The 22,617-nt window shown below is 46.2% G+C and carries 21 protein-coding genes and 5 tRNA genes; 6 read left to right on the plus strand and 20 right to left on the minus strand.

Going from position 1 to position 22,617, the window contains the following annotated elements:
* Positions 1 to 48: 48 nt before the first annotated feature.
* The 18 genes from rpoB to BCY86_RS07160 form a co-directional block, all read right to left on the minus strand.
* Positions 49 to 4,182, minus strand: coding sequence for a DNA-directed RNA polymerase subunit beta (gene rpoB, locus BCY86_RS07080; protein WP_075277102.1), 4,134 nt, complete (start codon positions 4,180 to 4,182; stop codon positions 49 to 51).
* A gap of 256 nt (positions 4,183 to 4,438) precedes the next feature.
* A complete protein-coding gene (rplL, locus tag BCY86_RS07085; RefSeq protein ID WP_075277103.1) occupies positions 4,439 to 4,834 on the minus strand; it encodes a 50S ribosomal protein L7/L12 in 396 nt (131 codons plus the stop codon).
* A gap of 156 nt (positions 4,835 to 4,990) precedes the next feature.
* The gene (gene rplJ / locus BCY86_RS07090; protein ID WP_075277104.1) at positions 4,991 to 5,521 is read right to left on the minus strand and encodes a 50S ribosomal protein L10; all 531 of its coding nucleotides are present in this window, start codon (positions 5,519 to 5,521) and stop codon (positions 4,991 to 4,993) included.
* A 4-nt stretch (positions 5,522 to 5,525) separates the two neighbouring features.
* Positions 5,526 to 6,239, minus strand: coding sequence for a 50S ribosomal protein L1 (gene rplA, locus BCY86_RS07095; RefSeq protein WP_075277105.1), 714 nt, complete (start codon positions 6,237 to 6,239; stop codon positions 5,526 to 5,528).
* 68 nt (positions 6,240 to 6,307) lie between these two features.
* Positions 6,308 to 6,748 (minus strand): 50S ribosomal protein L11, encoded by a 441-nt coding sequence (gene rplK, locus BCY86_RS07100; RefSeq protein ID WP_075277106.1) that lies wholly within the window; start codon positions 6,746 to 6,748, stop codon positions 6,308 to 6,310.
* 89 nt (positions 6,749 to 6,837) lie between these two features.
* Entirely contained in the window at positions 6,838 to 7,371 is a 534-nt protein-coding gene (gene nusG, locus BCY86_RS07105; protein ID WP_075277107.1) for a transcription termination/antitermination protein NusG, read from the minus strand.
* A gap of 17 nt (positions 7,372 to 7,388) precedes the next feature.
* Positions 7,389 to 7,934, minus strand: coding sequence for a preprotein translocase subunit SecE (secE, locus tag BCY86_RS07110; RefSeq protein WP_075277108.1), 546 nt, complete (start codon positions 7,932 to 7,934; stop codon positions 7,389 to 7,391).
* Between the two features lie 48 nt (positions 7,935 to 7,982).
* Positions 7,983 to 8,055 (minus strand) — tRNA-Trp (locus BCY86_RS07115).
* A gap of 88 nt (positions 8,056 to 8,143) precedes the next feature.
* Positions 8,144 to 8,359 carry a 50S ribosomal protein L33 gene (gene rpmG, locus BCY86_RS10375; RefSeq protein WP_420814522.1) on the minus strand — a complete coding sequence of 72 codons (216 nt, stop codon included), beginning with the start codon at positions 8,357 to 8,359 and terminating at the stop codon, positions 8,144 to 8,146.
* Positions 8,313 to 9,503 carry an elongation factor Tu gene (gene tuf, locus BCY86_RS07125; protein WP_075277110.1) on the minus strand — a complete coding sequence of 397 codons (1,191 nt, stop codon included), beginning with the start codon at positions 9,501 to 9,503 and terminating at the stop codon, positions 8,313 to 8,315. Before tuf ends, rpmG begins: the two co-directional genes overlap by 47 nt.
* Before the next feature lie 82 nt (positions 9,504 to 9,585).
* Positions 9,586 to 9,657: transfer RNA gene (locus BCY86_RS07130), tRNA-Thr, on the minus strand.
* 1 nt (position 9,658) lies between these two features.
* Positions 9,659 to 9,734, minus strand: a tRNA-Gly gene (locus BCY86_RS07135).
* Positions 9,735 to 9,818: 84 nt separating this feature from the next.
* Positions 9,819 to 9,900, minus strand: a tRNA-Tyr gene (locus BCY86_RS07140).
* A 40-nt stretch (positions 9,901 to 9,940) separates the two neighbouring features.
* Positions 9,941 to 10,013, minus strand: a tRNA-Thr gene (locus BCY86_RS07145).
* Positions 10,014 to 10,226: 213 nt separating this feature from the next.
* On the minus strand, positions 10,227 to 11,438 hold the full coding sequence (locus BCY86_RS07150; RefSeq protein ID WP_156865147.1) for a tetratricopeptide repeat protein: 1,212 nt from the start codon (positions 11,436 to 11,438) through the stop codon (positions 10,227 to 10,229).
* Positions 11,439 to 11,799: 361 nt separating this feature from the next.
* A complete protein-coding gene (locus BCY86_RS10830; RefSeq protein WP_172824828.1) occupies positions 11,800 to 11,940 on the minus strand; it encodes a class I SAM-dependent methyltransferase in 141 nt (46 codons plus the stop codon).
* 20 nt (positions 11,941 to 11,960) lie between these two features.
* On the minus strand, positions 11,961 to 12,125 hold the full coding sequence (locus BCY86_RS09880) for a hypothetical protein (protein WP_156865148.1): 165 nt from the start codon (positions 12,123 to 12,125) through the stop codon (positions 11,961 to 11,963).
* A 95-nt stretch (positions 12,126 to 12,220) separates the two neighbouring features.
* Positions 12,221 to 13,438, minus strand: a complete 1,218-nt coding sequence (locus BCY86_RS07160) for an ester cyclase (RefSeq protein ID WP_083604258.1) — start codon at positions 13,436 to 13,438, stop codon at positions 12,221 to 12,223.
* 253 nt (positions 13,439 to 13,691) lie between these two features.
* Between BCY86_RS07160 and BCY86_RS07165 the strand changes: the two genes are divergently transcribed.
* A complete protein-coding gene (locus tag BCY86_RS07165) occupies positions 13,692 to 14,630 on the plus strand; it encodes an aldo/keto reductase (protein ID WP_075277113.1) in 939 nt (312 codons plus the stop codon).
* On the opposite strand, the gene folK is transcribed toward BCY86_RS07165, so the two are convergent.
* The gene (gene folK, locus BCY86_RS07170; protein ID WP_172824829.1) at positions 14,607 to 15,140 is read right to left on the minus strand and encodes a 2-amino-4-hydroxy-6-hydroxymethyldihydropteridine diphosphokinase; all 534 of its coding nucleotides are present in this window, start codon (positions 15,138 to 15,140) and stop codon (positions 14,607 to 14,609) included. The two genes, BCY86_RS07165 and folK, sit on opposite strands and share 24 nt — an antisense overlap.
* Positions 15,141 to 15,651: 511 nt before the next feature.
* Here folK and BCY86_RS07175 point away from each other — a divergent pair.
* From BCY86_RS07175 to atpG, 5 genes are all read left to right on the plus strand, one after another.
* On the plus strand, positions 15,652 to 16,158 hold the full coding sequence (locus BCY86_RS07175; RefSeq protein WP_075277646.1) for an ATP synthase F0 subunit B: 507 nt from the start codon (positions 15,652 to 15,654) through the stop codon (positions 16,156 to 16,158).
* Positions 16,155 to 16,814 (plus strand): F0F1 ATP synthase subunit B family protein, encoded by a 660-nt coding sequence (locus tag BCY86_RS07180; protein WP_075277115.1) that lies wholly within the window; start codon positions 16,155 to 16,157, stop codon positions 16,812 to 16,814. The genes BCY86_RS07175 and BCY86_RS07180 overlap by 4 nt, the downstream gene beginning before the upstream one ends.
* A gap of 22 nt (positions 16,815 to 16,836) precedes the next feature.
* Positions 16,837 to 17,409 (plus strand): ATP synthase F1 subunit delta, encoded by a 573-nt coding sequence (atpH, locus tag BCY86_RS07185; RefSeq protein WP_075277116.1) that lies wholly within the window; start codon positions 16,837 to 16,839, stop codon positions 17,407 to 17,409.
* 72 nt (positions 17,410 to 17,481) lie between these two features.
* The gene (atpA, locus tag BCY86_RS07190) at positions 17,482 to 19,119 is read left to right on the plus strand and encodes a F0F1 ATP synthase subunit alpha (protein ID WP_075277117.1); all 1,638 of its coding nucleotides are present in this window, start codon (positions 17,482 to 17,484) and stop codon (positions 19,117 to 19,119) included.
* A gap of 72 nt (positions 19,120 to 19,191) precedes the next feature.
* Positions 19,192 to 20,109, plus strand: a complete 918-nt coding sequence (atpG, locus tag BCY86_RS07195; protein WP_075277118.1) for an ATP synthase F1 subunit gamma — start codon at positions 19,192 to 19,194, stop codon at positions 20,107 to 20,109.
* Here atpG and BCY86_RS07200 read toward each other — a convergent pair.
* Entirely contained in the window at positions 20,106 to 21,944 is a 1,839-nt protein-coding gene (locus BCY86_RS07200) for a PDZ domain-containing protein (RefSeq protein ID WP_156865149.1), read from the minus strand. The two genes, atpG and BCY86_RS07200, sit on opposite strands and share 4 nt — an antisense overlap.
* Positions 21,945 to 22,617: the final 673 nt, after the last annotated feature.

Here is a 22,617-nt window from a genome sequence, read left to right on the forward strand (position 1 = left end):
TACCCAATTAAAAATACAACAGATACTAGAGAAAAAAGTGGACAGGCCTTATTCCTCAGCAGACCGCGCGACTCCGCGAAGTGCAGCTGGTTCAATCAGTTCAACATTGAGACAAAGAGCCTGTAGCTCCTTGATAAGCACATTAAAGCTTTCAGGAAGACCAGGCTCAAGATTGTATTCCCCCTTCACAATCGCCTCATACATGCGCGTTCGCCCTACTGTATCATCACTCTTGACCGTAAGGAATTCCTGAAGAGCATAAGCAGCTCCATACGCTTCGAGAGCCCACACTTCCATTTCTCCAAGGCGCTGACCTCCGAACTGAGCCTTGCCTCCTAGCGGCTGCTGAGTGACCAACGAATAGGGGCCGATCGATCGTGCGTGAATTTTATCATCCGCCAGGTGATGCAGTTTAAGCATATACATCACGCCGACAGTGACTTCCTGAACAAACGCTTCTCCCGTTCGCCCATCAAACAGAATCGTTTGTCCTGTCTCAGAGAGACCAGCAAGATCGAACAGCTTCTTGATAGATAATTCAGAAGCACCATCAAACACAGGGCTCGCTAGATAAATACCCTTTTGCAATCGGCGAGCGACTTGCAAAATCCCTTCATCATCTAGCTGGCTCAGAAATGAGAACAGCTTCTGATCTCCTTCATAAATTGCAAGCAAATGAGAACGAATCTGTTCAACAGGAGCCTTTGACTCTAGCAGCTGCTGGAGCTTCCACCCCACAATGCATCCTCCCCATCCGAGATGGGTCTCGAGAATCTGTCCGACGTTCATACGAGAAGGAACACCCAACGGATTCAACACGACATCGACGGGCCGCCCATCCGCTAGATAAGGCATATCCTCTTCGGGGAGAATACGGCTGATGACACCTTTATTTCCGTGTCGACCGGCCATTTTATCTCCAACTTGGAGCTTGCGCTTAATGGCGACATCCACCTTTACCATTTTGATAACGCCAGGAGGAAGTTCATCACCCTTGGTAAGGCGCTGGATCTTCTCTCGGAAATATTCTTCGCGGGCAGCGATGACCTCTTCAAGCTCTTTGGTCTTTTGAGCGATCTCTTCGACACCCTCGATAGGCAACTCACTCCAATACTTTCTGGGGATGTTTTCCAAAGTGTCTTCATCAAGAATCTGTTTTTTCTGGAGCAAGACTTTCCCTCTGTCATCCACCAGTTTCCCGGTTGTGTGACTTCCAACGAGGATACGCTTGATTTGTCTGAAAAAAGAATCTCGAAGGATCTTGATTTCCTCGTCTCTCATCTTCTCGAGACGGAAGCGTTCCTGATCTTCGATTTCCCGCGCTCGCTCGTCTTTTTCAATCCCTCTGCGACTGAACACTCTCGCATTGATCACAATCCCCGCAACTCCTGGTGGAACGCGAAGCGAGCTATCGCGAACATCCCCTGCTTTCTCACCAAAGATAGCGCGCAATAGTTTCTCTTCGGGAGAAAGTTGGGTTTCCCCTTTGGGGGTAATTTTTCCTACAAGAATATCCCCTTGCTTGACTTCCGCTCCGATCCGGACAACCCCGCTCTCGTCCAAGTCTTTGAGAGCCTCCTCCCCCACATTAGGGATATCTCGAGTCGCCTCCTCCTTGCCGAGCTTCGTATCCCGGACAACACATTCAAATTCTTCGATATGAATCGAAGTAAACACATCATCTTTTGCGACTCGTTCTGACACAAGGATCGAATCTTCGAAATTAAAGCCTTGCCAAGGCATGAATGCAACTACCACGTTTTGTCCCAAAGCAAGTTCGCCTGTATCGCAGGAAGGGCCATCCGCCAAAACATCCCCTTTACGAACAACTTCCCCAGCTCGAACAATCGGTTTTTGATTGAAGCAGGTAGACAAGTTAGAACGCTGGAATTTTGTTAGCGGATAAATATCAGGCAACTCCAGCTTATCTCCCGCACTCCTGACAACAATACGAGTCGCGTCTACTCTCTCAACCAATCCATCCCGATTTGCAGTAACGCATACCCCCGAATCACGAGCAAGCCTCGCTTCCATTCCAGTACCCACATAAGGGGCTTCCGCCTTAACGAGAGGCACAGCCTGGCGCTGCATGTTCGCACCCATAAGAGCCCTGTTCGCGTCATCGTGCTCGAGGAAGGGGACAAGAGCAGCCGCTACGCTCACCATCTGATTAGGCGAGACGTCGATCAACTGCACCATATCTGCAGTCACTAAATGGAATTCTCCATTTAAACGGGCAGATACGAGATTCTCTTTAAACCTTCCGGTTTCATCCAGAGGAGCAGAAGCCTGAGCGATGTATTTTCCCTCTTCTTCTAAGGCAGAATACCAACTAACCTCTTGCGTCACACGTCCATTGATAACCCGACGATAAGGGGTCTCCACGAAGCCATATTCATTGACCCGAGCATACGTAGAAAGGGATGCAATCAATCCAATATTTGGGCCTTCAGGCGTTTCAATAGGACAGATGCGACCATAATGGGTCGGGTGAACGTCGCGGACTTCGAACCCAGCTCGTTCGCGTGTCAATCCTCCTGGTCCCAACGCAGACAACCTCCGCTTGTGCGTTACTTCGGAAAGAGGATTCGTTTGATCCATAAACTGAGAAAGCTGTGAAGAGCCGAAATATTCTTTCACAACTGCCGACACAGGCTTGGCATTAATCAGATCATGAGGCATCAGAGTATCAATCTCTTGAGATATGCTCATCCGCTCTTTGATAGCCCGCTCCATACGAACAAGACCGATGCGGTATTGATTCTCCATCAACTCGCCAACCGCACGCACACGGCGATTGCCTAAGTGATCGATATCATCCACCGAACCACGACCATTCTTGAGCTCAATCAGATGACGAACCGTTTCGAGAATATCCTGTGGAGTTAACACCTGGACATCGAGCGAAGGACGCTGCTCTTCCTCAAGATCCCGATAAAACTTATAATTTAATTTAAGCCGACCAACCTTTGAAAGATCATACCGCTCGGGATTGAAAAACAAATTGTGGAAAAGTGTTTTTGCTGTTTCGAGTGTAGGCGGATCCCCAGGTCGAAGACGGCGATAGATTTCCATAATCGCATCCTCACTGGTTTTCACTTTTTCCGCAAGGAGGGTATCACGTAAATAACTTCCCACATTGAGACCGTCGATAAACAGAACCTTAAATGATTCTATTCCGGCCTTGCGCAACTCCCCTAATTTCGAGTCTGTCACTTCACTATTAACTTCAAGAAGTACTTCACCCGTTTTCTGATCGATTACGTCATGAGCAGCAACTTTGCCATATAACTCCCCAGGATCGATAGAGAGGCGCTCTACTTTCGCTTCTTTGATCTTTTTAATAGCGAGCTTAGTGAACTTCGCATTTTTCTTAACAACGACTTCTTCACCGATTTTGATATCTCTTGTAGCGCGCTGTCCTGACAAAAGATCATACTCCAAGCTTTTCGAAACCTTCCCACCTTTTTCTAGATAAATGGTTTCGGTATTGTAAAAATAATTTAATAGATCCTGTGTCGAGTATCCGAGAGCGCGGAGAAGCACAGTAGCATGAATCTTCCTCCGTCGATCGATACGGACATAAATAATATCCTTCGGATCAAACTCGAAATCGAGCCAAGACCCACGATAGGGAATGATGCGAGCGCTATAGAGCACTTTGCCACTGGAATGCGTTTTACCTCGATCGTGGTCAAAAAACACTCCAGGACTTCTGTGAAGCTGGCTGACAACAACCCGTTCTGTTCCATTGATAACAAATGTGCCTGTCTCAGTCATAAGAGGAAGTTCACCAAAATAAACCTCTTGTTCTTTAATATCTTGTACGACCCGCTCCCCGCTCTCCTGAATGTCATAGATCATCAGTTGAGTCGTAACTTTAACAGGAGCAGCATATGTCATCCCTCGCTGTCGACATTCGTCTACATCATACTTTGGTTTCTCGAGGCTATAACCTACAAACACAAGCTCACTCGTTCCGTTAAAGTCTTTGATAGGAAACACGCTGCGGAATACAGCCTGCAGTCCGACTTCAGCGCGTTGGTGAGATGGCACATCTGCCTGAAGAAATTTTTTATAAGAAGATTTCTGAATATCAATAAGATTTGGAACCTCAATAACTTGAGCAACGCGTCCCAAATTTTTTCGAATTCGAAAATTTGACTGGATGACATCTGCCATCGCCACTCCTAAAGCTTACACAAATGGACGCCTATACTCTCCACAAAGAAAAATACAGAGAGAAGACAACTACTTACCATTTTCATTGAAAAATAAAAAAGCGGTTAAATTTTTATAAGGATTCCTCAAAAATCCTCACCACATGGATTATAGTAATGTACTGGACGAGGAAGCCAGAGATAACTCCATAAAAACAGCCACATAGAAACTCATTTTTTAAGTGAATCATCTCTCTCACAGAAAGAGCGTACACCCTCTAGAGAAGGGCAACATTGGCACCTGCTTCCTCAACCTTTTTCTTGATCTCCTCAGCTTCTGCCTTAGAAACTCCTTCTTTAATTACCTTAGGAGCACTCTCCACCAATTCTTTTGCTTCCTTAAGGCCAAGGTTCGTCAATTCCCGAACCACTTTGATCACGTTAATTTTATTGGGTCCAATAGCTTTGAGCTCAACATTAAATTCTGTTTTCTCTTCTTCTGCAGAAGCCACCTGTGCACCACCTACACCAGCTATCCCTGCCGCTGCAACAGCAATAGGAGGAGCCGCCTTAACACCCCATTTCTCTTCCAATGTTTTTGTCAGTTCAGCAAGCTGCAGAACAGGCATATTTGACAAAAATTCGACTATTTGCTCCTTCGTAATATCAGCCATTTCGATTACTCCCTTTTAATAATGAATAAGAGGATCTTTTAAAAACCAATTGCAACTATAAATCTTATCTACACAACAAAGCTGCACAGCTTGCTCCGCATTAATCCATTCAACACAAATGGTTATCGCTAGAGGAAAGCTGTTCCATCAAACAAACTAGTTTTGCCCCTCTTTCTCTTTGGCAGAGAGAAGGTAAACAAAATTCTGTGAAGGCGCTTGCAGCAAAACGACAAATTGCCGAAGAGAAGCTTGAAGCGTAGCCAGAAGCAAAGCTCGCAACTCATCCTTACCAGGCATTGTCGCGAGCTGCTCTTCCACAGCTTTAGCGTCAAGAGTCGCCTTTTCAACAACTCCCGCTTTAATGCGAAGCTGCTCAACTCCGAATTCTTTTTTAAAAGCTTTAATCACTTTCGCAGAAGCACTCGGATCTTGGTAAGTCCAGGCTACACCTGTCATCCCCATCAACGTATCATTGAGCTCTTGACCATAAGGCTCATCCTGTAAAGCCTTTTTGATCAGCGTATTCTTTACAACTTTATATTCTACACCCGCTTTACGAAACTCTTGCCTGAGTTTTGTAGCATGAGCAACTGTTAACCCTTTATAGTCAACAAATACAGCAGCCACCATTTTATCAAAGCAAGATTTTAATACTTTGATTTCTTCATCCTTCTGCGTACGCTTCATTTCTTCAATTCTCCTCGCTTCTGCTGGCGAACTGTTGCGTATCAATGCGAACGCCAGGACCCATGGTCGATGAAACTGTAATGCTCCGCAGATATACCCCTTTTGCTGTTGAGGGTTTCTGACGGATAAGAGCCTGTACGAGAGCCATCGCATTGTCTTGCAAAGCTTCTTCAGAAAAAGAAACTTTGCCTATGCGCACATGAACAATACCAGCTTTTTCAACACGGTACTCGATCTTGCCGCTCTTGGCTTCTCGGACCGCCGTAGCCAAGTCCATAGTAACTGTACCGACCTTTGGGTTCGGCATCAGCCCACGAGGTCCAAGAACACGACCCAACTTTCCTACAACCCCCATCATATCTGGGGTCGCAATGACGCGCTCGAAATCCAAAAATCCGCCTGATATTTTGGCCACCATTTCATCATCACCCAAAAAGTCAGCACCTGCATCGCGCGCTTCCTTTTCCTTTTCCCCTTTTGCAAACACAAGCACGCGAACGCTCTGTTGCCCTGTACCATGAGGAAGAACAATCGCACCCCTGACCATCTGATCGGCATGCTTCGGATTCACCCCAAGCCGAACTGCAATGTCTACAGTCTCATTAAAGTCAGCATATTTGGATTTTTTGACGAGGCCAAATGCCTCGGCGAGAGGATAAGTCCTACTTTTATCAAACCACTCGTATAACGCAGCTCTTTTTTTCGGAATCTTCCGCATTTTTCTCCTAAGAAACGGCTTGGGACAAATTTTTAATACTTACCAAAAACTCTATTAGCTTTCCTATTCTACCCTTCAATCACATCGATACCCATTGAGCGTGCAGTCCCCTTAATTGTACGTATAGCAATTTCTATGTCGGTACAATTCATATCAACCATTTTTTGCTGCGCCAACTCTCTGACCTGCGCTTCTGTAACACGACCTACCTTGTGTTTGTTGGGCTCTTTCGACCCAGAGCCCGGCTTTTTAGTAGTAGGCAACCCAGCAGCCTTCTTAAGAAGAACGCTGGCAGGTGGAGTCTTTATCGCAAATGCAAACGATCGATCGGAATAAATTGTTAATACGACAGGAAAAATCATATCGCTTCCCTGTGTCTTAGCATTAAATTCCTTACAAAAAGACATAATGTTGATGCCATAAGGACCGAGGGCAGGGCCAACAGGGGGGGCTGGACTTGCTTTTCCAGCAGGCAACTGGAGCTTCACTTCTCCTGCAATTTTTTTCATTTTTTTCTCCTGCTCCTATAATCCTTCAACAACAGAAAAGGAATCTTACATCCAATTTGCTAATTTGATTTTGTCATACAAACAACTGATTATCCGCGTTTCTCAACCTGTCGAAAATCGAGTTCAACAGGGGTAGGTCGACCAAAAATCGACACTTTCACCTTGAGTTTTTGCTTATCCGGTTTCACCTCTTCCACAGTTCCAGAAAAGTTTGCAAATGCTCCTTCAATTACACGGACTTCATCCCCCGCCTCAAAGAAGACTTTCAATTTGGGCTTAACAGAGCCCTCCACAATATTTTTGCGTAACTCGTCAATCTGAGACAACTTTACTTCTCTCGGCTTTTGATTACCGATAAATCCCGTTACCTTGGGAATATTTTTAATCAGGTGCCACACTCCTTCATTCATCTCCATCTCGACAAAGACATAGCTTGGGAAACTTGCCTTTTGCAAAATACGAGATTTACCGCCTGCCCGGGTCTCAGTGGTAGTTTCACTGGGGATCAAGATTTCCCCAAATTCTTGCTCCATCTTCTTTTCTTTAATACGCTGTTGAAGCGATTCTCTCACTTTGCTTTCAAATCCTGAGTAGGTCTGAATAACGTACCATTTCTTAGCCATTTAAGCAGATCTCCACTCTAACCACTATACACCAGATTCGTTGCAAGACCCCAAAAATGATCCATCACAGCAAAAAAGAACGTTGCTAGAGCGGCAGCTGCAACAACAACGATCGTATTCTTAGCAACCTCTTCTTGAGGAGGCCAAGTCACCTGAGATAGTTCATTTGCAACACTGTTCACAAAATCACAGATTGTTGCACGCTTACAGCATTGCCACATGGTGAGGATACCCACGCTTATAGCAAACGCAACAATCCATTCATCAGTAATTTCTCGTACGATTAAACCCCGACGCGACAAGTCGACAGAAAGAAGTTTTCCTATCTTGGCAATTAGGAAAGCGACACCCATACCCCCTGCAAAATAGACGCTGTAAACAAATTTCCTGTATCGAAAACATCTCTGCGTGAACGGATATTCCCGCTCCTCCTCTTCACGTTCAGGCAACGGAACAGGGCTTACTGCTGTCAGACACACCAGGTCCTCTGAACGTAACCTTTCTCTATCCTCACTGCAAGTAGGATCCGCAACGCCTTCTTCTTGCTCTTTAATGAAAGACATTTTTCTCTTGGCCAAGCTTGTAACTGATTTAATCCAGATGGACAATAGCAGGGGCTGAGGGACTCGAACCCCCGACCGGCGGATTTGGAGTCCGCTGCTCTACCAGCTGAGCTAAACCCCTTTAATTTTCAACACAACAAGGAAGAGATTAAAAATCAATCCACCTGCACCCCCATCAACCATTACAACCATTTTACTTCTGATTTCCACTATTTTGTTTCACGGTGAACAGTGTGACTTCTACAATGAGGACAAAATTTCTTGAATTGTAAAATGATCCTTTCGGCTATTTTTCTTGTACTTTTATAATTCCTTTGGCTGCACAGAGTGCAGGCAAAGGCTACCCCGACTCGATTTTTGCTGGAACCCTTTGGGTGATTATTGCAAGATTTTGGTGATGATCCCCGCTCCAACTGTCCGTCCACCTTCCCGTACCGCAAACCGCATTTTCTCTTCCAATCCTACAGGCGTTATCAACTCGATCGTCATCGTCACATTGTCCCCAGGCATCACCATCTTCGTCCCCTCAGGTAACAGCACCGTCCCAGTTACATCTGTCGTCCGCATGTAAAACTGTGGCCGATAATTCGTGAAAAATGGCGTGTGCCTTCCTCCTTCCTCCTTCTTCAATACATACACCTCTGCTTCTACCTTCGTATGCGGCGTCACACTCCCAGGCTTACACAGTATCTGCCCTCGCTCCACATCATCCTTCTCCACTCCCCTCAACAATAACCCTATGTTGTCCCCAGCCTCCCCCTGATCCAACAGCTTCCGGAACATCTCCACTCCCGTTACCACTGTCTCCCGCGTCTCTCGATACCCAATTATCTGTACCGTATCCCCTACCTTCACAACCCCTCGCTCCACTCGTCCAGTCACCACCGTACCTCGCCCCTTAATCGAAAATACATCCTCCACTGCCATCAAAAACGCCTTCTCTCGCTCCCTCACTGGCTCAGGTATCTTCTCATCCAATGCTCCTAATAACTCATCTATCTTCCCTTCCCACTTCGCTTCCCCTTGCAACGACGGCAACGCCGCCCCTCGTATCACCGTCGCCCCCTCCCCATCAAACTGGTACTTGCTCAGTAACTCCCTTACCTCTACCTCCACCAAATCCAACATGTCCTCATCTTCAATCGCATCGCACTTGTTCAAAAATACCACCAAATGCTTCAATCCCACCTGCCGCGCCAACAACACGTGCTCCCGCGTCTGCGGCATCACTGAATCCAACGCGCTCACCACTAATATCGCACCGTCCATCTGCGCTGCTCCCGTAATCATATTCTTTATATAATCCGCGTGTCCAGGACAGTCCACATGCGCATAATGCCGCCTCTCCGTCTCATACTCCACGTGCGATACCGCTATCGTCACCGTCTTCGTCTCATCCCTTACTGTACCCCCCTTCGCTATATCCTGATAGCTCATCGCCTTCGCCATCCCCACCTTCGACTGCCGCTTCACCAACGCCGCCGTCAACGTCGTCTTCCCATGGTCTATATGTCCTATCGTCCCCACATTCACATGTGGCTTCTTCCTCACATATCGCTCTTTAGACATTGGATAAGCTCTCCTGCTATATTATAGTAAAAAAGTAAAAATTTGTAGGAGTACCACGATAAAATCTCAACTGAACCGCACGAGCCCACCACGGGTTTCGAACCCGTGACCTCTTCCTTACCAAGGAAGTGCTCTACCACTGAGCTAGGTGGGCATGGAGCGGGAGACCGGATTCGAACCGGCGACGTTCAGCTTGGAAGGCTGACGCTCTACCAACTGAGCTACTCCCGCACAAAATCACAAAAAAACATCATAACCCATGTGCATCCAACCATTTTTTTCCTTTCCTTGCAACTACCACGCTTGACGATTTTGTGGAGGGTGATGGATTCGAACCATCGTAGGCATCGCCGGCAGATTTACAGTCTGCTCCCATTGACCGCTCGGGCAACCCTCCGAATTATCTATATCCAACCTCTACATTTACTTATTCGCTGAGCTGACGAGGGGACTTGAACCCCTAACTACCTGTTTACAAAACAAGTGCTCTGCCAATTGAGCTACGCCAGCGCTTGAGCAAAGCTGCATGAAATCATCACAGACTCACAACAAAGATAAAACTCCAATGACGATAGCTATCCTTATCACATCTATTTATTTTGAAACATAAACAAGGATATCCAAGCCAGCTTGAAACAATCCTTTTCTCCTATCAAGGCCTTACAAAGTGCCTGAGCTACAGCACAATACACGCAATATTTTGTTGTGTCAAGCTTCTTATTGCTACCGTTTCTTATCTTTTGGAGCAGAATTCCCCGTTTTTCGCTCTTTCATCATTTCAAGAGCACGTTCTACCTCTTGTTCAGTAAAAGGGAATTCAGCCATGATCTTTTTCTCTTCCTCAAGGCCATGCTCCATTTCTTCTTTTGCCACCTTAACGCGCTCCACCCAAAGGGAATCTCCCAACTTTTCTAACAGGGCCAGCGTTCTCCTCATCATTTCAATTCCTTTCTCAAGGAGAACGCGATAACGCATGTGCATCATCGCATAGAATATCTTTTTTTGCTCCTCTGTCTTCGATTGTCCAGTAGGAGGAATCGCCATTAAATCAGCATGGAGAGTGCGATACATTTGACCGATGCGGTACCCACTTAAAGCCGCCCAATAAGGGTCTACACAACGGATCACATCTGAATATGTATTTTGAGCATCCAGAAGACCTTGTGCCCGCATGTCGATCTTAGAGAGAAAATCCGCCCCGATCGGAACAAATTGAATCCGTTCCGATCGGGTCCGTCTCACTTCCGCCATCGCAAAACGGAGCATAGCGAGTGGTACAGGCAATTTCCCATCCATACCGTAACGGGCTTGTTCAGCCATATCGAGTCCTTGCAAGACCAAGCGCATAGCCCCGTTGTCATCACCAAGCTCAACAAGAGATAGGGCGCGACCCGCGAGACCTACTAGTTGTTCTTCTCGCGAACTATCTTTCACCTTTGCAAGAAGCCGATCAGATGTTTTTTGCAACGCTGTCCAATCTTCAAAGAGAGCGTGCAATTCGATCAGTCGAGTCAGCGCAAAGATAAATTGCGGATCATCGGCATAAGAGTTGACAAACTGCTGATAATCATTGCGCGCGCGCTCTTTCAAATCAAGCCCCTCTTCTGATACTGCTAAATTGAATAGGATGAAAGACCTTGGCACCAAGGAAGAATTTGCAACTAAAAGAAGCGAGAAAGCGTCCCTTGCTGTTTTCCAATCCTGTGCCACAAGCGCCGCCCGCCCCTTTTCAAAGAGCTCTTTTTCAGAATAATCTGCATTCGGAGTCACAATTTGCCCCTGCAAGGGTACCGTTATGGAAGAGACGGGCTCAGAGGCTAGATAGGAATGGGCACATCTCAATGTACTAAGTGCAAAAAACAGACCGATCCATCTCAACCAAAGAGAAAAGAAAATGCTTCCCGCTCGAACAATCCATCCTTGATTCGGTTTCATGGTTCCAGTCAAACACACAACATTCAACCACATTAATTTAAAGCTTTATTCCTCTTCCTTAACCATAGCATCATCTATTTTGATTGAATTCTTTCGAAAGTGAAGATGAAAAATAGGCAACCCATTCCTGATGGCGCACTACTCCCTTAAACTTCTGGCCTGATAAGGATTCTCCAAAAAACGACAAGACCCATGAGAATCCCCGGCGGGCTCTAAACAAGGTCACTGGGCAACCATTTGTTCACATTCATTCGCGCGACCTGCTATATCTGTTTGGATAAAAAGCTCCCCCCCTTCCCCTTTCCCTTATCTCAAGAAGACAGACCACTTCACTGAGAACCCCCTCTTAAATCACTAATCCTTAGTGGTGCCGCTTCCACCAGGGATCTGGGAAATGAAAATAGATACACCGCACGGCCTGATGAGGGACAAATGTAGAAAGAACACTTCTCACACCCTCAGCAAAAACACACACACTCTCCTGATAGTCATGTTTAAACAAGCGAGCTTCAGTAATCGCAGTTAAACTTTTTTGAGCTCCAATCCAATCAGACTAACTTCCTGCATTGCAACCGCACGACCTAACAGGAAGGTAGGTTTAGAAACAAGGGTTCGAATGTCGATACGAGCCTCCTTCAGACAATTGCAATCCTCTCTTTCTTCTATCATCGCATGGCTTGAACGCAAAAGGACACTCCTTCCCCTATCCAACTGTTTAGATAGGGAAAAGAGCCTTTCTTTGCTGTTTCAATAAGAAACAGAGCCTTTCTTTGTCACTTGACTTATTTCTTGGTTTCTTTAGCTTTTGGAGTGGCAGCCGGTTTCCGTTTATTGTTATCTGATAGACGAGAAGCATGCTCAGGCTTTAAAAACTCAGGCTTCACAATGAGAGGAAGCACTTCGCTAGTAGTTGGCTTGACGAGCCCAGCCGCTTTATAAAATGGGTATGCATCCATATAAGCCCATCGTCTTATGATTCTTCCATCTTTCATCTGAAAGATATTGATCCCTTCCCACTCGACAAGCGTTGGCTTTTTCGGGACAGGCAAAGAATGAAAAGGTGCTTTCTGAGTTCCTGTCGCATGGTACCGGGTGATCACGAAATCTTGGCTTGCCATGATTCGGTGTTGCTCTACTTTAAAATCAGGAAACACTTGAAAAGATAGTTGGTAGGCGTTCTTATTTTCTGCTCTGCCTTTGATGTTAATGGAGTAGCCATAATTGATATCTTCCACGTCATCGGACATCATATCAAAGAATTGATCTATATGCCTTCCTAGGAGGGCATTGTAAGCATTTTCTATAATTCCGGCATTCTTCTCCTCTTCATTGGGATTCTTGGAAAGGTAGAGCTCTTGAGCGGTAGGCAACGCAGGAACAGCAAGAGGCTCGCGGTTGAGAACACCAACCTGAGACGCTATTGTACTGCGATCGAAATAAACTTGTTCTTCTCGGATTAAACCATCAGGAGCGTAATAGACAACAGACACCCCATGAACACCGATCGGTTTATTCATGCCGAGAAGCCCTTGGAACTCCCCTTTAAACATTCCATTCAAAACCCATTCGATCACGGCCACATCTTCTTTTTGGTAGATGCGCCAATTGGCGACCTGGACGTCATCCACAATGGAGAAAGCATCCTGCAATGCCTCTACCAGCGCATTTCGCCCCCGAATTTCAGGAATACCTGGTGCTTGCACCAACGCATCGCCAGTGAAATAAGAGGCAATTTTTTCAGGCTGATGTTCAATGAACGCTTTTATCTTCCTTTTTTGAGTCTCTAAAGCCATCTGCTCAATGCTAGGCTTAGGAGGAGGTGGCGCTTCTACCACAGGAGGAGTTGATTGCGGAGCTTGACCCAAAGCACTACCAGACTTGTCTGCTAAAGAAGAAGGGACAGATGGAACTTCTGCTGGTTTCTTCACTTGGCTGCCCCCTCCACAGCCAGCAGCAGCAAACCCCAACATGATCACACTAAAAGTAGTTAACCGTCGCATTCGTTTTCCTCCTATGATGACGATCGAATAGACTTTGCACCCACTTTATATATATGGATCGATTAAGTGTGCGCACTCTTTTAATCGCGCTAAGTCTTTTACTCCGTCACCGCTTCACACGGGATGGATTTTGCATTCGATAGTTCTTCTGATCATCATTGTATCTTGGCCAATGTCTTGTCCTTATAATAGATATTCCTCCCTTCTTCTATTTCTTTCTTTTCTTTAATCCAGAAAGACCTGGCTCCGCATCATGAAAACGAGAATTCTCGGAAAAACAGGAAAAAGTGTATCGCAACTCGCTCTTGGCACATGGGCATTCTCAGGAGAGACCTACGGCGCGATGGAGCCAACAGAAGCAAAACGGATTGTCTTGCAAGCCGTAGAACAGGGGATTTCTCTCATTGAAACGTCAGATTCGTACGGAGCAGGTCAGGTCCAAATGAGCCTCGGAGAATGGCTCTCTTCCTATCCTCACGTCCAAATTGCAACCCGTATTGGAATAGATTTAAGTACAGAACCTGCGCGGAAGAATTTCACCCCTGCCTACTTGCGCCTTGCTGTAGCCAGATCGTGCAAAAGGCTCCGCAAGGAACAACTCGACTTCTGCCTACTACACAACCCATCTTGGGATACACTCAAGCAAGGGAAAGCGACGCATGCCCTCACTGCAATGCAGCAAGAAGGTCGGATTGCTCATTGGGGAGTCTCTGTAGACAATGCAAAAATTGGCCAGGCAGCGGTTGCTCAAGGTGCTGAGTTGATAGAGCTACCGTTCAACCTCTTCCACCCGCACGATTTCTATCAGCTTGCTCAAGAAGTGAAAGAGAAACAAATTGGCATTCTAGCGCGCTCAATCCTCAATTTCGGACTTTTAGTTGGTCTTTGGTCGATGGAACATACTTTCCCCCAAGAAGATCATCGTTGCGACCGATGGAATCTCAAAAGTTTTCAGCGGCGTTTGAAACAGATCCATGCTTTTCGATTTCTGATTAAAGACGAAGTGCATTCCTTACGCGCAGCTAGCATTCGATTTGTGTTGTCCCATCCTCTCGTCTCATCAGCAGTGATCGGACCTCGCAATATCCTTCAACTCGAGCAACTTCTTCGAGACATGGGGCAAGGGTCCATTTACCTTCCCGACGAAGATCTGCAAAGGCTCAGACAGCTATTTTTTAGAACCAACAAATAGGGAATCATCGATAGGCGATCCGCTAGAAACAGATGGTATCTCCAAGGAGAACAAGGTCGAGCATACACCTCCTGTAGGCGGACATACGAAAGGGGCCTGGTTCTCTGGATCCACAGCATCAGGGACCAGTTCAAGAAAAGGGATCAGTGCGAATGCGCGCTCGCGCAGTGAAGCATGAGGGATATGGAGTACAGTAGAGTCGAAGGCAATCCCCTCGATCCAAAGGATGTCCATATCGATCGTCCTTGGTCCCCACCGCTCGTGGCGGATCCGTCCCAGCGAGCTTTCGATCGTCTGAAGCCAAGTGAGCAATTCAAATGGGGAACCCTCCCACAAGAAGAGAACAGCAGCATTGAGATAAAGAGGCTGAGGTGGACCGATAGGTTGTGTTTCATACACTTTGGAAACAGCAAGTACAGGAGTACACGCATGAAGCGCAGAAACAGCAGCCTGAAGCATACCCAGACGGTCCCCCAGATTCGAACCAAGTCCAACAACTGTTCTTCTCATTCCCTCCTTTCCCCTCAATTTCAACATCTGAATCAAAAAAAAAACTGTTTTGTGAGGCTGTTTTATGGTTATCGCAGAAAAAATAGCTTTTTTTTCTCTCGCCATCGCGAGGAGAACAAGAAAGCAAACGACATGAAATCTATCAAAAGCTGACTTCTTGAACAAGGTATTAAATGGATGGGCGATCCCCGTGTATCCAAACTGATACAGAACGAACAAATCGGAAAAACTGGGAAAAACACTGATCACCATGATAGAGATAGCGAATAAATTCAGTATTCCACTCAGAACAATCTGGAAAAAGTAGCAAGTGCCCTTGTCGTTCTTTCCACAAAGAAGATTATTCAACGCCTGCAACCTAAAATCAAATGCCTAGAAAGAAATCAAAGCCCTCCAAAAAAAAGAAAAAGAAGAACAAAGAGAACCCATCTCTCCAAGAAGAATAGAAGGCGTGTGGACAAGCGAAATACACAATGTTATAGGGGACTCCGTATTTTCTATAGGGGCACCGATGCTACTTGCTAGTCTTGTTCAGGAGGATCACGTTTTCTCAAGAGGCCTGTATGTCTTTGGCTCGGAAGGAGCTGTCACGATCGATCTCGATCTGACCTTCTTGGGCCAGATGGTTCTCTTTCTTTTGCTGTCGGCCATATTGGATCCTCTCCTTTTTAAACCGATGCTTCGACTCTTTGAAGAGAGAGAGAAACAGACCGAAGGGGCAAAGAAGGAAGCGCGCGACCTAGACGAAAAAGCAGCTGCAAAAATCTGGCATTACGAACAGGCCATGCAAGCTACACGAGCTGCTGCAGAACATGAACAAAATGCATTACGTGCAGAAAGTCTGAAAGAGCGAGATGTGATTCTGATGCAGGCACGCAAGGCTACTGCAAAATTTTTAGAAGAGGGGCGGAGACAAGCGACTCAAGAGATGGAATACGCACAGAAAGAATTAGTCAAAGTATACCCTTCTTTAGCAAATGATATCGTCCAACGGTTTCTCGATCGGAGCGTATCGTGAAATACAAGCACTACAAAGCAATAGCAATCGCTGCAGCATGGTGGTTGACTTATTCTTCGTCCGCTTTCGCAAATACATCTGCTTTCCTTTCACCGGTAGACAAGAGCTACCACAACCACACAATCAATTGGTTCGACTTTAAAAATCAGGAACAACCCCCATACGCAGCCCTCGCTTTCAACGTCCTCGCGCTCTTAGGCATTTACTATTGGTTTGGCAAGCACCCTATCAAAAACGCGCTACGCAAATACCGAGAGGATATCGCTAAGGAAATAGAAGAATCACAGCGGATGAAGCGAGAGGCAGAGGCTCGCGCGCATGAATATGAGGTTAAGCTCGCTAAGCTTGAAGAGGAGCTCTCCTCTCTCCGTCAGTCTCTACTGCAATCAGGGAAGGATGAACGCCGACATACTTTAGAAAAGGCCCATGCAAAAGCTGCACAGATCCAGAAAGAAGGTATGGTGCAATTGGCCCAAGAGTTAGAACAGATCAAAGTCGAATTGATACGCCAAACCATCGAGCAGACAGTGCAGTACACAGCCACTCTGCTTCAAAAGGAGATCCAACACACGGATCAGGAGCGCTTGGCAGATAATTATACCAAAAAGCTAGCAACCCACTTATCCCGAAGGGGCGCTCTCATCTCACTCACTTAAATTATTTAAGGATGGAAGCACGGTGTTACCTTTAGCTATTGCCAGCCGTTATGGAAAAGCCCTATTCGAACTAGGACTGAAGGCGAATGAACTCGCTCGTTTGGTTGAGCAATTAGAAAATATCGATCTCCTTTACAGAAGTTCGCCTAATCTTCAGCGAGTGCTTGCTCATCCTCTGCTTTCTAAGTTTGCCCGCCAAGCTATCTTGGGCAAAATTGCAGAGCTAGTTCAGCTCCATACGCTAACGCGCAATGCGATCTTCTATCTTGCGGATCGAAAGCGTTTACCTATATTGAGCCTGATTGTACGTTCGCTCCGCGATCTGTATCACGAGCATCAGGGAATTCTCCTTGCAGAAGTTACGACAGCGGTTGCGCTTCCTGAAGCATTTTATTACAGCATTCAACAAAAGCTAGAGCTCATTACACAGAAACACGTCCAGCTGAGTCGCATGATCGACGCTAGCCTACTGGGAGGAGTTGTCATACGAATCGGAAATACACTTTATGATGGCTCTCTTAAAACCAAGCTCAAGTGCCTCAAGCAGTCTCTTTTGTCTGCTTCTTCGATCTACCCCTTGAATGAACCTGCTTGATTCATTCTGGAACAACCTGCTACCAGAGAATTAGCATAGCTTCTCATTATTTTGTCAAAGGAATACGCTCGTATGCAGCTAAACCCAGAAGAAATCTCTCATCTCATTAAAAGTCAAATTGCTCAGTATGGGCAAGAGTTATTAACCGTAGAGACAGGCACTGTCCTCTCCATCGGAGATGGAATTGCACAGGTCTATGGTCTTGAAAGAGCCATGACAGGCGAACTCCTCGAGTTCCCTAACCAACTGATGGGTCTTGTGCTCAACCTTGAGAGCACACATGTTGGGGTCGCAATCATGGGAGACGCAACAGGAATCAAAGAAGGATCTCCTGTCCAACGAACTGGCCATATTCTCAACGTGCCAGTAGGTGAAGCTCTGTTGGGACGCATCGTCAATGCACTGGGCCAACCGATCGATGGCAAAGGGCTGATCCACACCGAACACAGGCGGCGGCTTGAACTCAAAGCTCCTGGCATCCTGCAGCGGCAACCGGTTAAAGAACCTCTACAGACAGGAATCAAATCGATCGATGCATTGGTTCCGATCGGGAGAGGACAGCGAGAGCTCATCATCGGAGACCGGCAAACAGGGAAAACAGCTCTAGCGATCGACATAATTATCAACCAAAAGGGGCAGGGGGTTTTCTGCTTCTACGTGGCCATTGGGCAAAAGCAGTCCAATGTAGCTGGGGTCATCGACAAACTGACACAGCACGGTGCCATGGAATACACTACCGTCGTCATTGCAGGTGCCAACGAATCAGCTCCTCTGCAATTTATCGCACCGTATGCAGGGGTTACGATGGGTGAATATTTTCGAGATACAGGTCGCCATGCTCTGTGTATTTTCGACGATCTCTCAAAACAAGCGGTGGCCTACCGCCAGCTCTCCCTTCTCCTACGACGCCCTCCAGGACGAGAGGCGTATCCTGGAGATGTGTTCTACATTCATTCCCGCCTTCTCGAACGAGCAGCTAAAATGGCTGACGAATGGATGGTAACCAATAAAGACATCACCCAGTGGTCAGATCGGGGGAACGCCACAGTTTACAAAGGGGAGCATGGTCACCAAGAAGCCAAAAAAGCACTGCAAGAAAAGGGGGAAGGCTACCATCTGGTCCGCAATCCGATGTCTGGCGGCTCACTAACAGCTTTGCCGATCGTTGAAACACAGGGGGGAGACGTTTCCGCTTACATTCCCACCAATGTTATTTCGATCACAGACGGACAAATCTTCTTAGAAACCGATCTGTTTTATTCAGGAGTCCGCCCCGCCATCAATGTAGGCCTCTCGGTAAGCCGAGTCGGTGGAAACGCTCAGATCAAAGCGATGAAATCAGTCGCAGGAACGCTCAAACTCGATCTCGCTCAGTATCGCGCGATGCAGGCCTTCTCCCAATTCGCATCCGATCTAGATAAGGTCACGCGGCAGCAACTCGATCGAGGGGCTCGGTTGGTAGAAGTTCTTAAGCAGAAGCAGTTTTCACCTCAGCCTGTAGAACAGCAGATCGTTCTAATTTATGCCGGAACGAAGGGATATCTGGACGCTCTCCCCCTGTCTAAACTCGAGTCGTATGAGGCGAATCTAAACTCCTTCATCCATTCCACCCATCCTAGTGTGTATGAAGAAATCAGAGCCCTCGAAGCCATCTCTCCTGCTCTCGAAGAAAAAATCAAAACAGCACTTCGAGAATTCGGACAGGTATAAAGCGAAAGCACCGAGATCTCTTCACCGAAGTAACAACCAGAAAACGTCTACTGAGGAAATTCCTATCTTCCCATGCCTTCTCTAAAAAGCATTCGAACCCGTATTAGCAGTGTTAAATCTACATGCAAAATGACAAGTGCAATGAAAATGGTAGCTGGTGCAAAACTCGTGCGGGCGCAACAACACATGCTTATATTTCGCTCCTACGCAAAAGCAATTTCGGAATTGCTTCGCGCAGTCTCTGTTTCTTCCACTCCTGGCGGATCTGAGATACCTCTGTCTCACGTGCACCCACTCTTCGCCCATAGAGAGGAAAAACGCGTTCTTTTTGTTCTTTTTTCGAGCGATCGCGGTCTCTGTGGTGGATTCAATACCAACCTCAATAAGATCACGGAACGTGAATGGAACACAAAAACGAAAGAAGAGAAAACCGTGGAATTTGCAACCATCGGAAGGAAAGGGAGAGATTTTTTCATCCAGAGGGGCGCCCACCTACAAAGGGATTTCACACAGGTGTACGAAAATATCAATCTGGAGCAAGCCAATCACATCGCGCAGTGGCTTATCCCAGGAGCTATTAATGGGGAATGGGACGCGATCTACCTATTCTACAACCAATTTAAGAACGCACTAGCGCAACAAGTGACCTACCAGAAACTTCTCCCCTTCTCTTTTGAAGATCCGGAGCCCATTTCATCGCAAGCCGCGCAAGAGGGAATCTACGGATCCAAAGAATATCTCTTTGAGCCAAACCCACAGAACTTCGTTCAGATGCTCGTTCCCAAATTTATTCAAATTGGGATCTACACCGCTATGTTGGAAAGCTACGCGAGCGAGCTAGCAGCACGCATGGCCACCATGGATGCTGCTACGCAGAATGCAAAAGAAATGATCAAACGCCTCACCCTGGTTTACAATCGGGCGCGACAAGCTTCCATCACGAAAGAACTGATCGAGATTTTAGGAGGGGCGGAGGCGCTCAAGGCTTAGAGAGAAAGCCGAGCCTCTCGTTCCTTTTTAAAAGCACCTTGCATCCTTATAATACCACACAGACAGTAGAATAAGAAAAAAGAAAAGGTAAGCATCTTAACAAACGTTTGCATGCGGTTCCCTATATTTAAAAACCCCCATAAAAGAGTAAGTGCACATGTGCCTGTCGAAAGAGGTACAAGCCACTGATATACGATCTTTCTCCACTTTGCGATCATAAAAGGGAGAAAGAGTACGCGCATGATCAGAATGATCCCCACTTGAATCTCCACCTTCAAAGCAAAGAAAAGAATCCCTTCGATGTCTGCAAGGGAAATCCCTATCCTGGGAAGGGCCACCGCTTTCTCTGTGTTCCATCCTCCTAGAAAGACCAAGGTCATCAAACAACAGAAATAGATTAAGATCACCCACTCCCCTATTAAGAAAAAGGGAGACTTCAATAAAGGTGAAAAGGGTAAGAGTTCAGAAGTCTCTACAGATGTTTCCGGAAAGACAGGAAGGAATGATGCTTTTTGAAAAATGGCAGAAACGAGAGACAGCAGAAAGAGAAACAAGAGAAAAGGATGATAAAATACATACCAATTCCATGGGTTACCCCTCTGGGCATTCATGATCTCCCCACCCCAAAGCGATCCAGTGATAAACACAACACAAATGATCGCCAATAAAAAAGGGATGATTCGACCTATTGTCCACAAGAAGAAAGAACCAAGAAAAAGGAAGGAACGTCTGGTCGTGATCTGATGTCTCAAAAGAAGCGCCAGTATCATTAAAGAGGTTACGAAACCGATCATGAGAATCAGAAGATTGATGTCTATTCTCAAGAAGCGAGAGACAAGAGGGAGCATAAGAATAAACAGAAACCCATAGATGCCTAAGCCAACTGAAGACGCGCTATTTCTTTTGATCGTTCGAGGCAAAACAGAGAAGAACGAAAGAAAAGGAGTGAGCCAGCAAGAGACTTTTTTCTTGTTCACCCGTCGCTTGGATGTCTTTTGACTCCCACTTTTGCTCTCCTCAAAAAGCGTCAGACAACGGCTAGCTATCCAAACATAGATGGCGTCAAACTCTCTATGGAGTGGGAAAAGAATACCCATCGTCAGGATTAGCCCAATGACGACCACTAAATAACTGATTAACCATCTTCCCAGGAATGGATCGCGCTGCAAGTAAGATTCGATCGGAACATGCTTTTCTTCCTCTTTCATCCCTTCTCTTTTCAAACTAAGGCTGATAGAGGCGATTTCTCTTTTCGGAACAACCACATCCGTCAATGAACGGACGTGAATATGATCCACACGTACCAATACATCTCCTGGGACGATCCCCTGTGCCCATGAAGGTGAATGCGGATCCACTTTCTCCACAATCAAGCCTGCCCGGGTCAATGACTCCGAAGAAGTGTGAAGACCTATCGAGGTCAAAAAGCCTTCGGCCGCTTTCATTCGCTTTCCCATCACAGATCGACTTGGTAGAGGCGGCTCAAAATCGAGGACTACTTGCTGCAAAAAGCCTTCTCGGGTAGAAGCCCCTTTCTCATCAAAAACAAGTGCGATTTTACCGACAAAAGAACTGCGCACCAGTCCATTTGGGGAATGACAAAAAAGATCCTGCAGGAGCTCTGTGATGCGAATACGCACACGATCATGGCTCACCACAAAGCCAATGGTTTCGATTTTAACTCCTTTATCAGGGAGCTCACCAGCATGATAAACTGTACCTAAAAAGCGTACGTTGACGTATTGGGTGGGGGGAAAATTCTCCCCTCGAATTTCGAGGGTATCATCCACTTCAACCTCATGAGGCTCGTAGGCATCCAAGAGAACGTACTGCATAGAGCTCTCTGCCTTACATCTGATCCCACCCCATCCTACTCCAAGTAAGAGAAATCCTAACGCCCTCCACAACAAAGATAGATATATGCTCACAACAAGCTCACAGATCCTTCTATTTTTAAACTACGATCTCTGCTAGGATTAGTGCTGTTACCGTGGAACAATAAGTTAACGCGCTACGCAAATACTTTATTTGCGAGAAACAACTCAAGAAACCAGCTTACACATTAGCAACATGAAATGACAGTCCTTCATCCTGTGTGGATTGCAGGTGCGTTGCTTTTCAATGAAAATGCCTTTTGCTTTAACCCTGAATTATAAGAAAATACCTTTGAAAACGTTCTTAGAGAAATGTACATCTGATAATCAAATATTATCCTTCTTCAAGTACAAAAAAACAGAGCTTACAAGGCTAGAACCAGAAGGAGAAAATCCATCCAAAACAAGTGTTTAGTTCTTGGTGGACAAAAAAGAAGGTTAGAGCCTTGAATCCATCTCCTTCTCTGCACCCAACTGTACGACCAATTTCCTCGAATGGATTCATAAAAAATTGTATAGGCTCGAGGAAACCGAGGTTATCTATACCTCGATAGAGGAAGAATGTCGATCTCGACGCACAGTCTGTAGGAAGGAAATTCCTATACTTAGAAGAGAGGGTCAGACATATCAGGCG

Source organism: Pajaroellobacter abortibovis, assembly GCF_001931505.1.
Classification (GTDB): Bacteria; Myxococcota_A; Polyangia; order Polyangiales; family Polyangiaceae; genus Pajaroellobacter; species Pajaroellobacter abortibovis.

Coding starts and splice junctions, on each gene's coding strand:
- rpoB (WP_075277102.1), bottom strand. CDS start 4,182: ATGGCAGATGTCATCCAGTCAAATTTTCGAATTCGAAAAAATTTGGGA.
- rplL (WP_075277103.1), bottom strand. CDS start 4,834: ATGGCTGATATTACGAAGGAGCAAATAGTCGAATTTTTGTCAAATATG.
- rplJ (WP_075277104.1), bottom strand. CDS start 5,521: ATGAAGCGTACGCAGAAGGATGAAGAAATCAAAGTATTAAAATCTTGC.
- rplA (WP_075277105.1), bottom strand. CDS start 6,239: ATGCGGAAGATTCCGAAAAAAAGAGCTGCGTTATACGAGTGGTTTGAT.
- rplK (WP_075277106.1), bottom strand. CDS start 6,748: ATGAAAAAAATTGCAGGAGAAGTGAAGCTCCAGTTGCCTGCTGGAAAA.
- nusG (WP_075277107.1), bottom strand. CDS start 7,371: ATGGCTAAGAAATGGTACGTTATTCAGACCTACTCAGGATTTGAAAGC.
- secE (WP_075277108.1), bottom strand. CDS start 7,934: ATGTCTTTCATTAAAGAGCAAGAAGAAGGCGTTGCGGATCCTACTTGC.
- tuf (WP_075277110.1), bottom strand. CDS start 9,503: ATGTCTAAAGAGCGATATGTGAGGAAGAAGCCACATGTGAATGTGGGG.
- BCY86_RS07150 (WP_156865147.1), bottom strand. CDS start 11,438: ATGAAACCGAATCAAGGATGGATTGTTCGAGCGGGAAGCATTTTCTTT.
- BCY86_RS07160 (WP_083604258.1), bottom strand. CDS start 13,438: ATGCGACGGTTAACTACTTTTAGTGTGATCATGTTGGGGTTTGCTGCT.
- BCY86_RS07165 (WP_075277113.1), top strand. CDS start 13,692: ATGAAAACGAGAATTCTCGGAAAAACAGGAAAAAGTGTATCGCAACTC.
- folK (WP_172824829.1), bottom strand. CDS start 15,140: ATGAGAAGAACAGTTGTTGGACTTGGTTCGAATCTGGGGGACCGTCTG.
- BCY86_RS07175 (WP_075277646.1), top strand. CDS start 15,652: ATGCTACTTGCTAGTCTTGTTCAGGAGGATCACGTTTTCTCAAGAGGC.
- atpA (WP_075277117.1), top strand. CDS start 17,482: ATGCAGCTAAACCCAGAAGAAATCTCTCATCTCATTAAAAGTCAAATT.
- atpG (WP_075277118.1), top strand. CDS start 19,192: ATGCCTTCTCTAAAAAGCATTCGAACCCGTATTAGCAGTGTTAAATCT.
- BCY86_RS07200 (WP_156865149.1), bottom strand. CDS start 21,944: ATGCAGTACGTTCTCTTGGATGCCTACGAGCCTCATGAGGTTGAAGTG.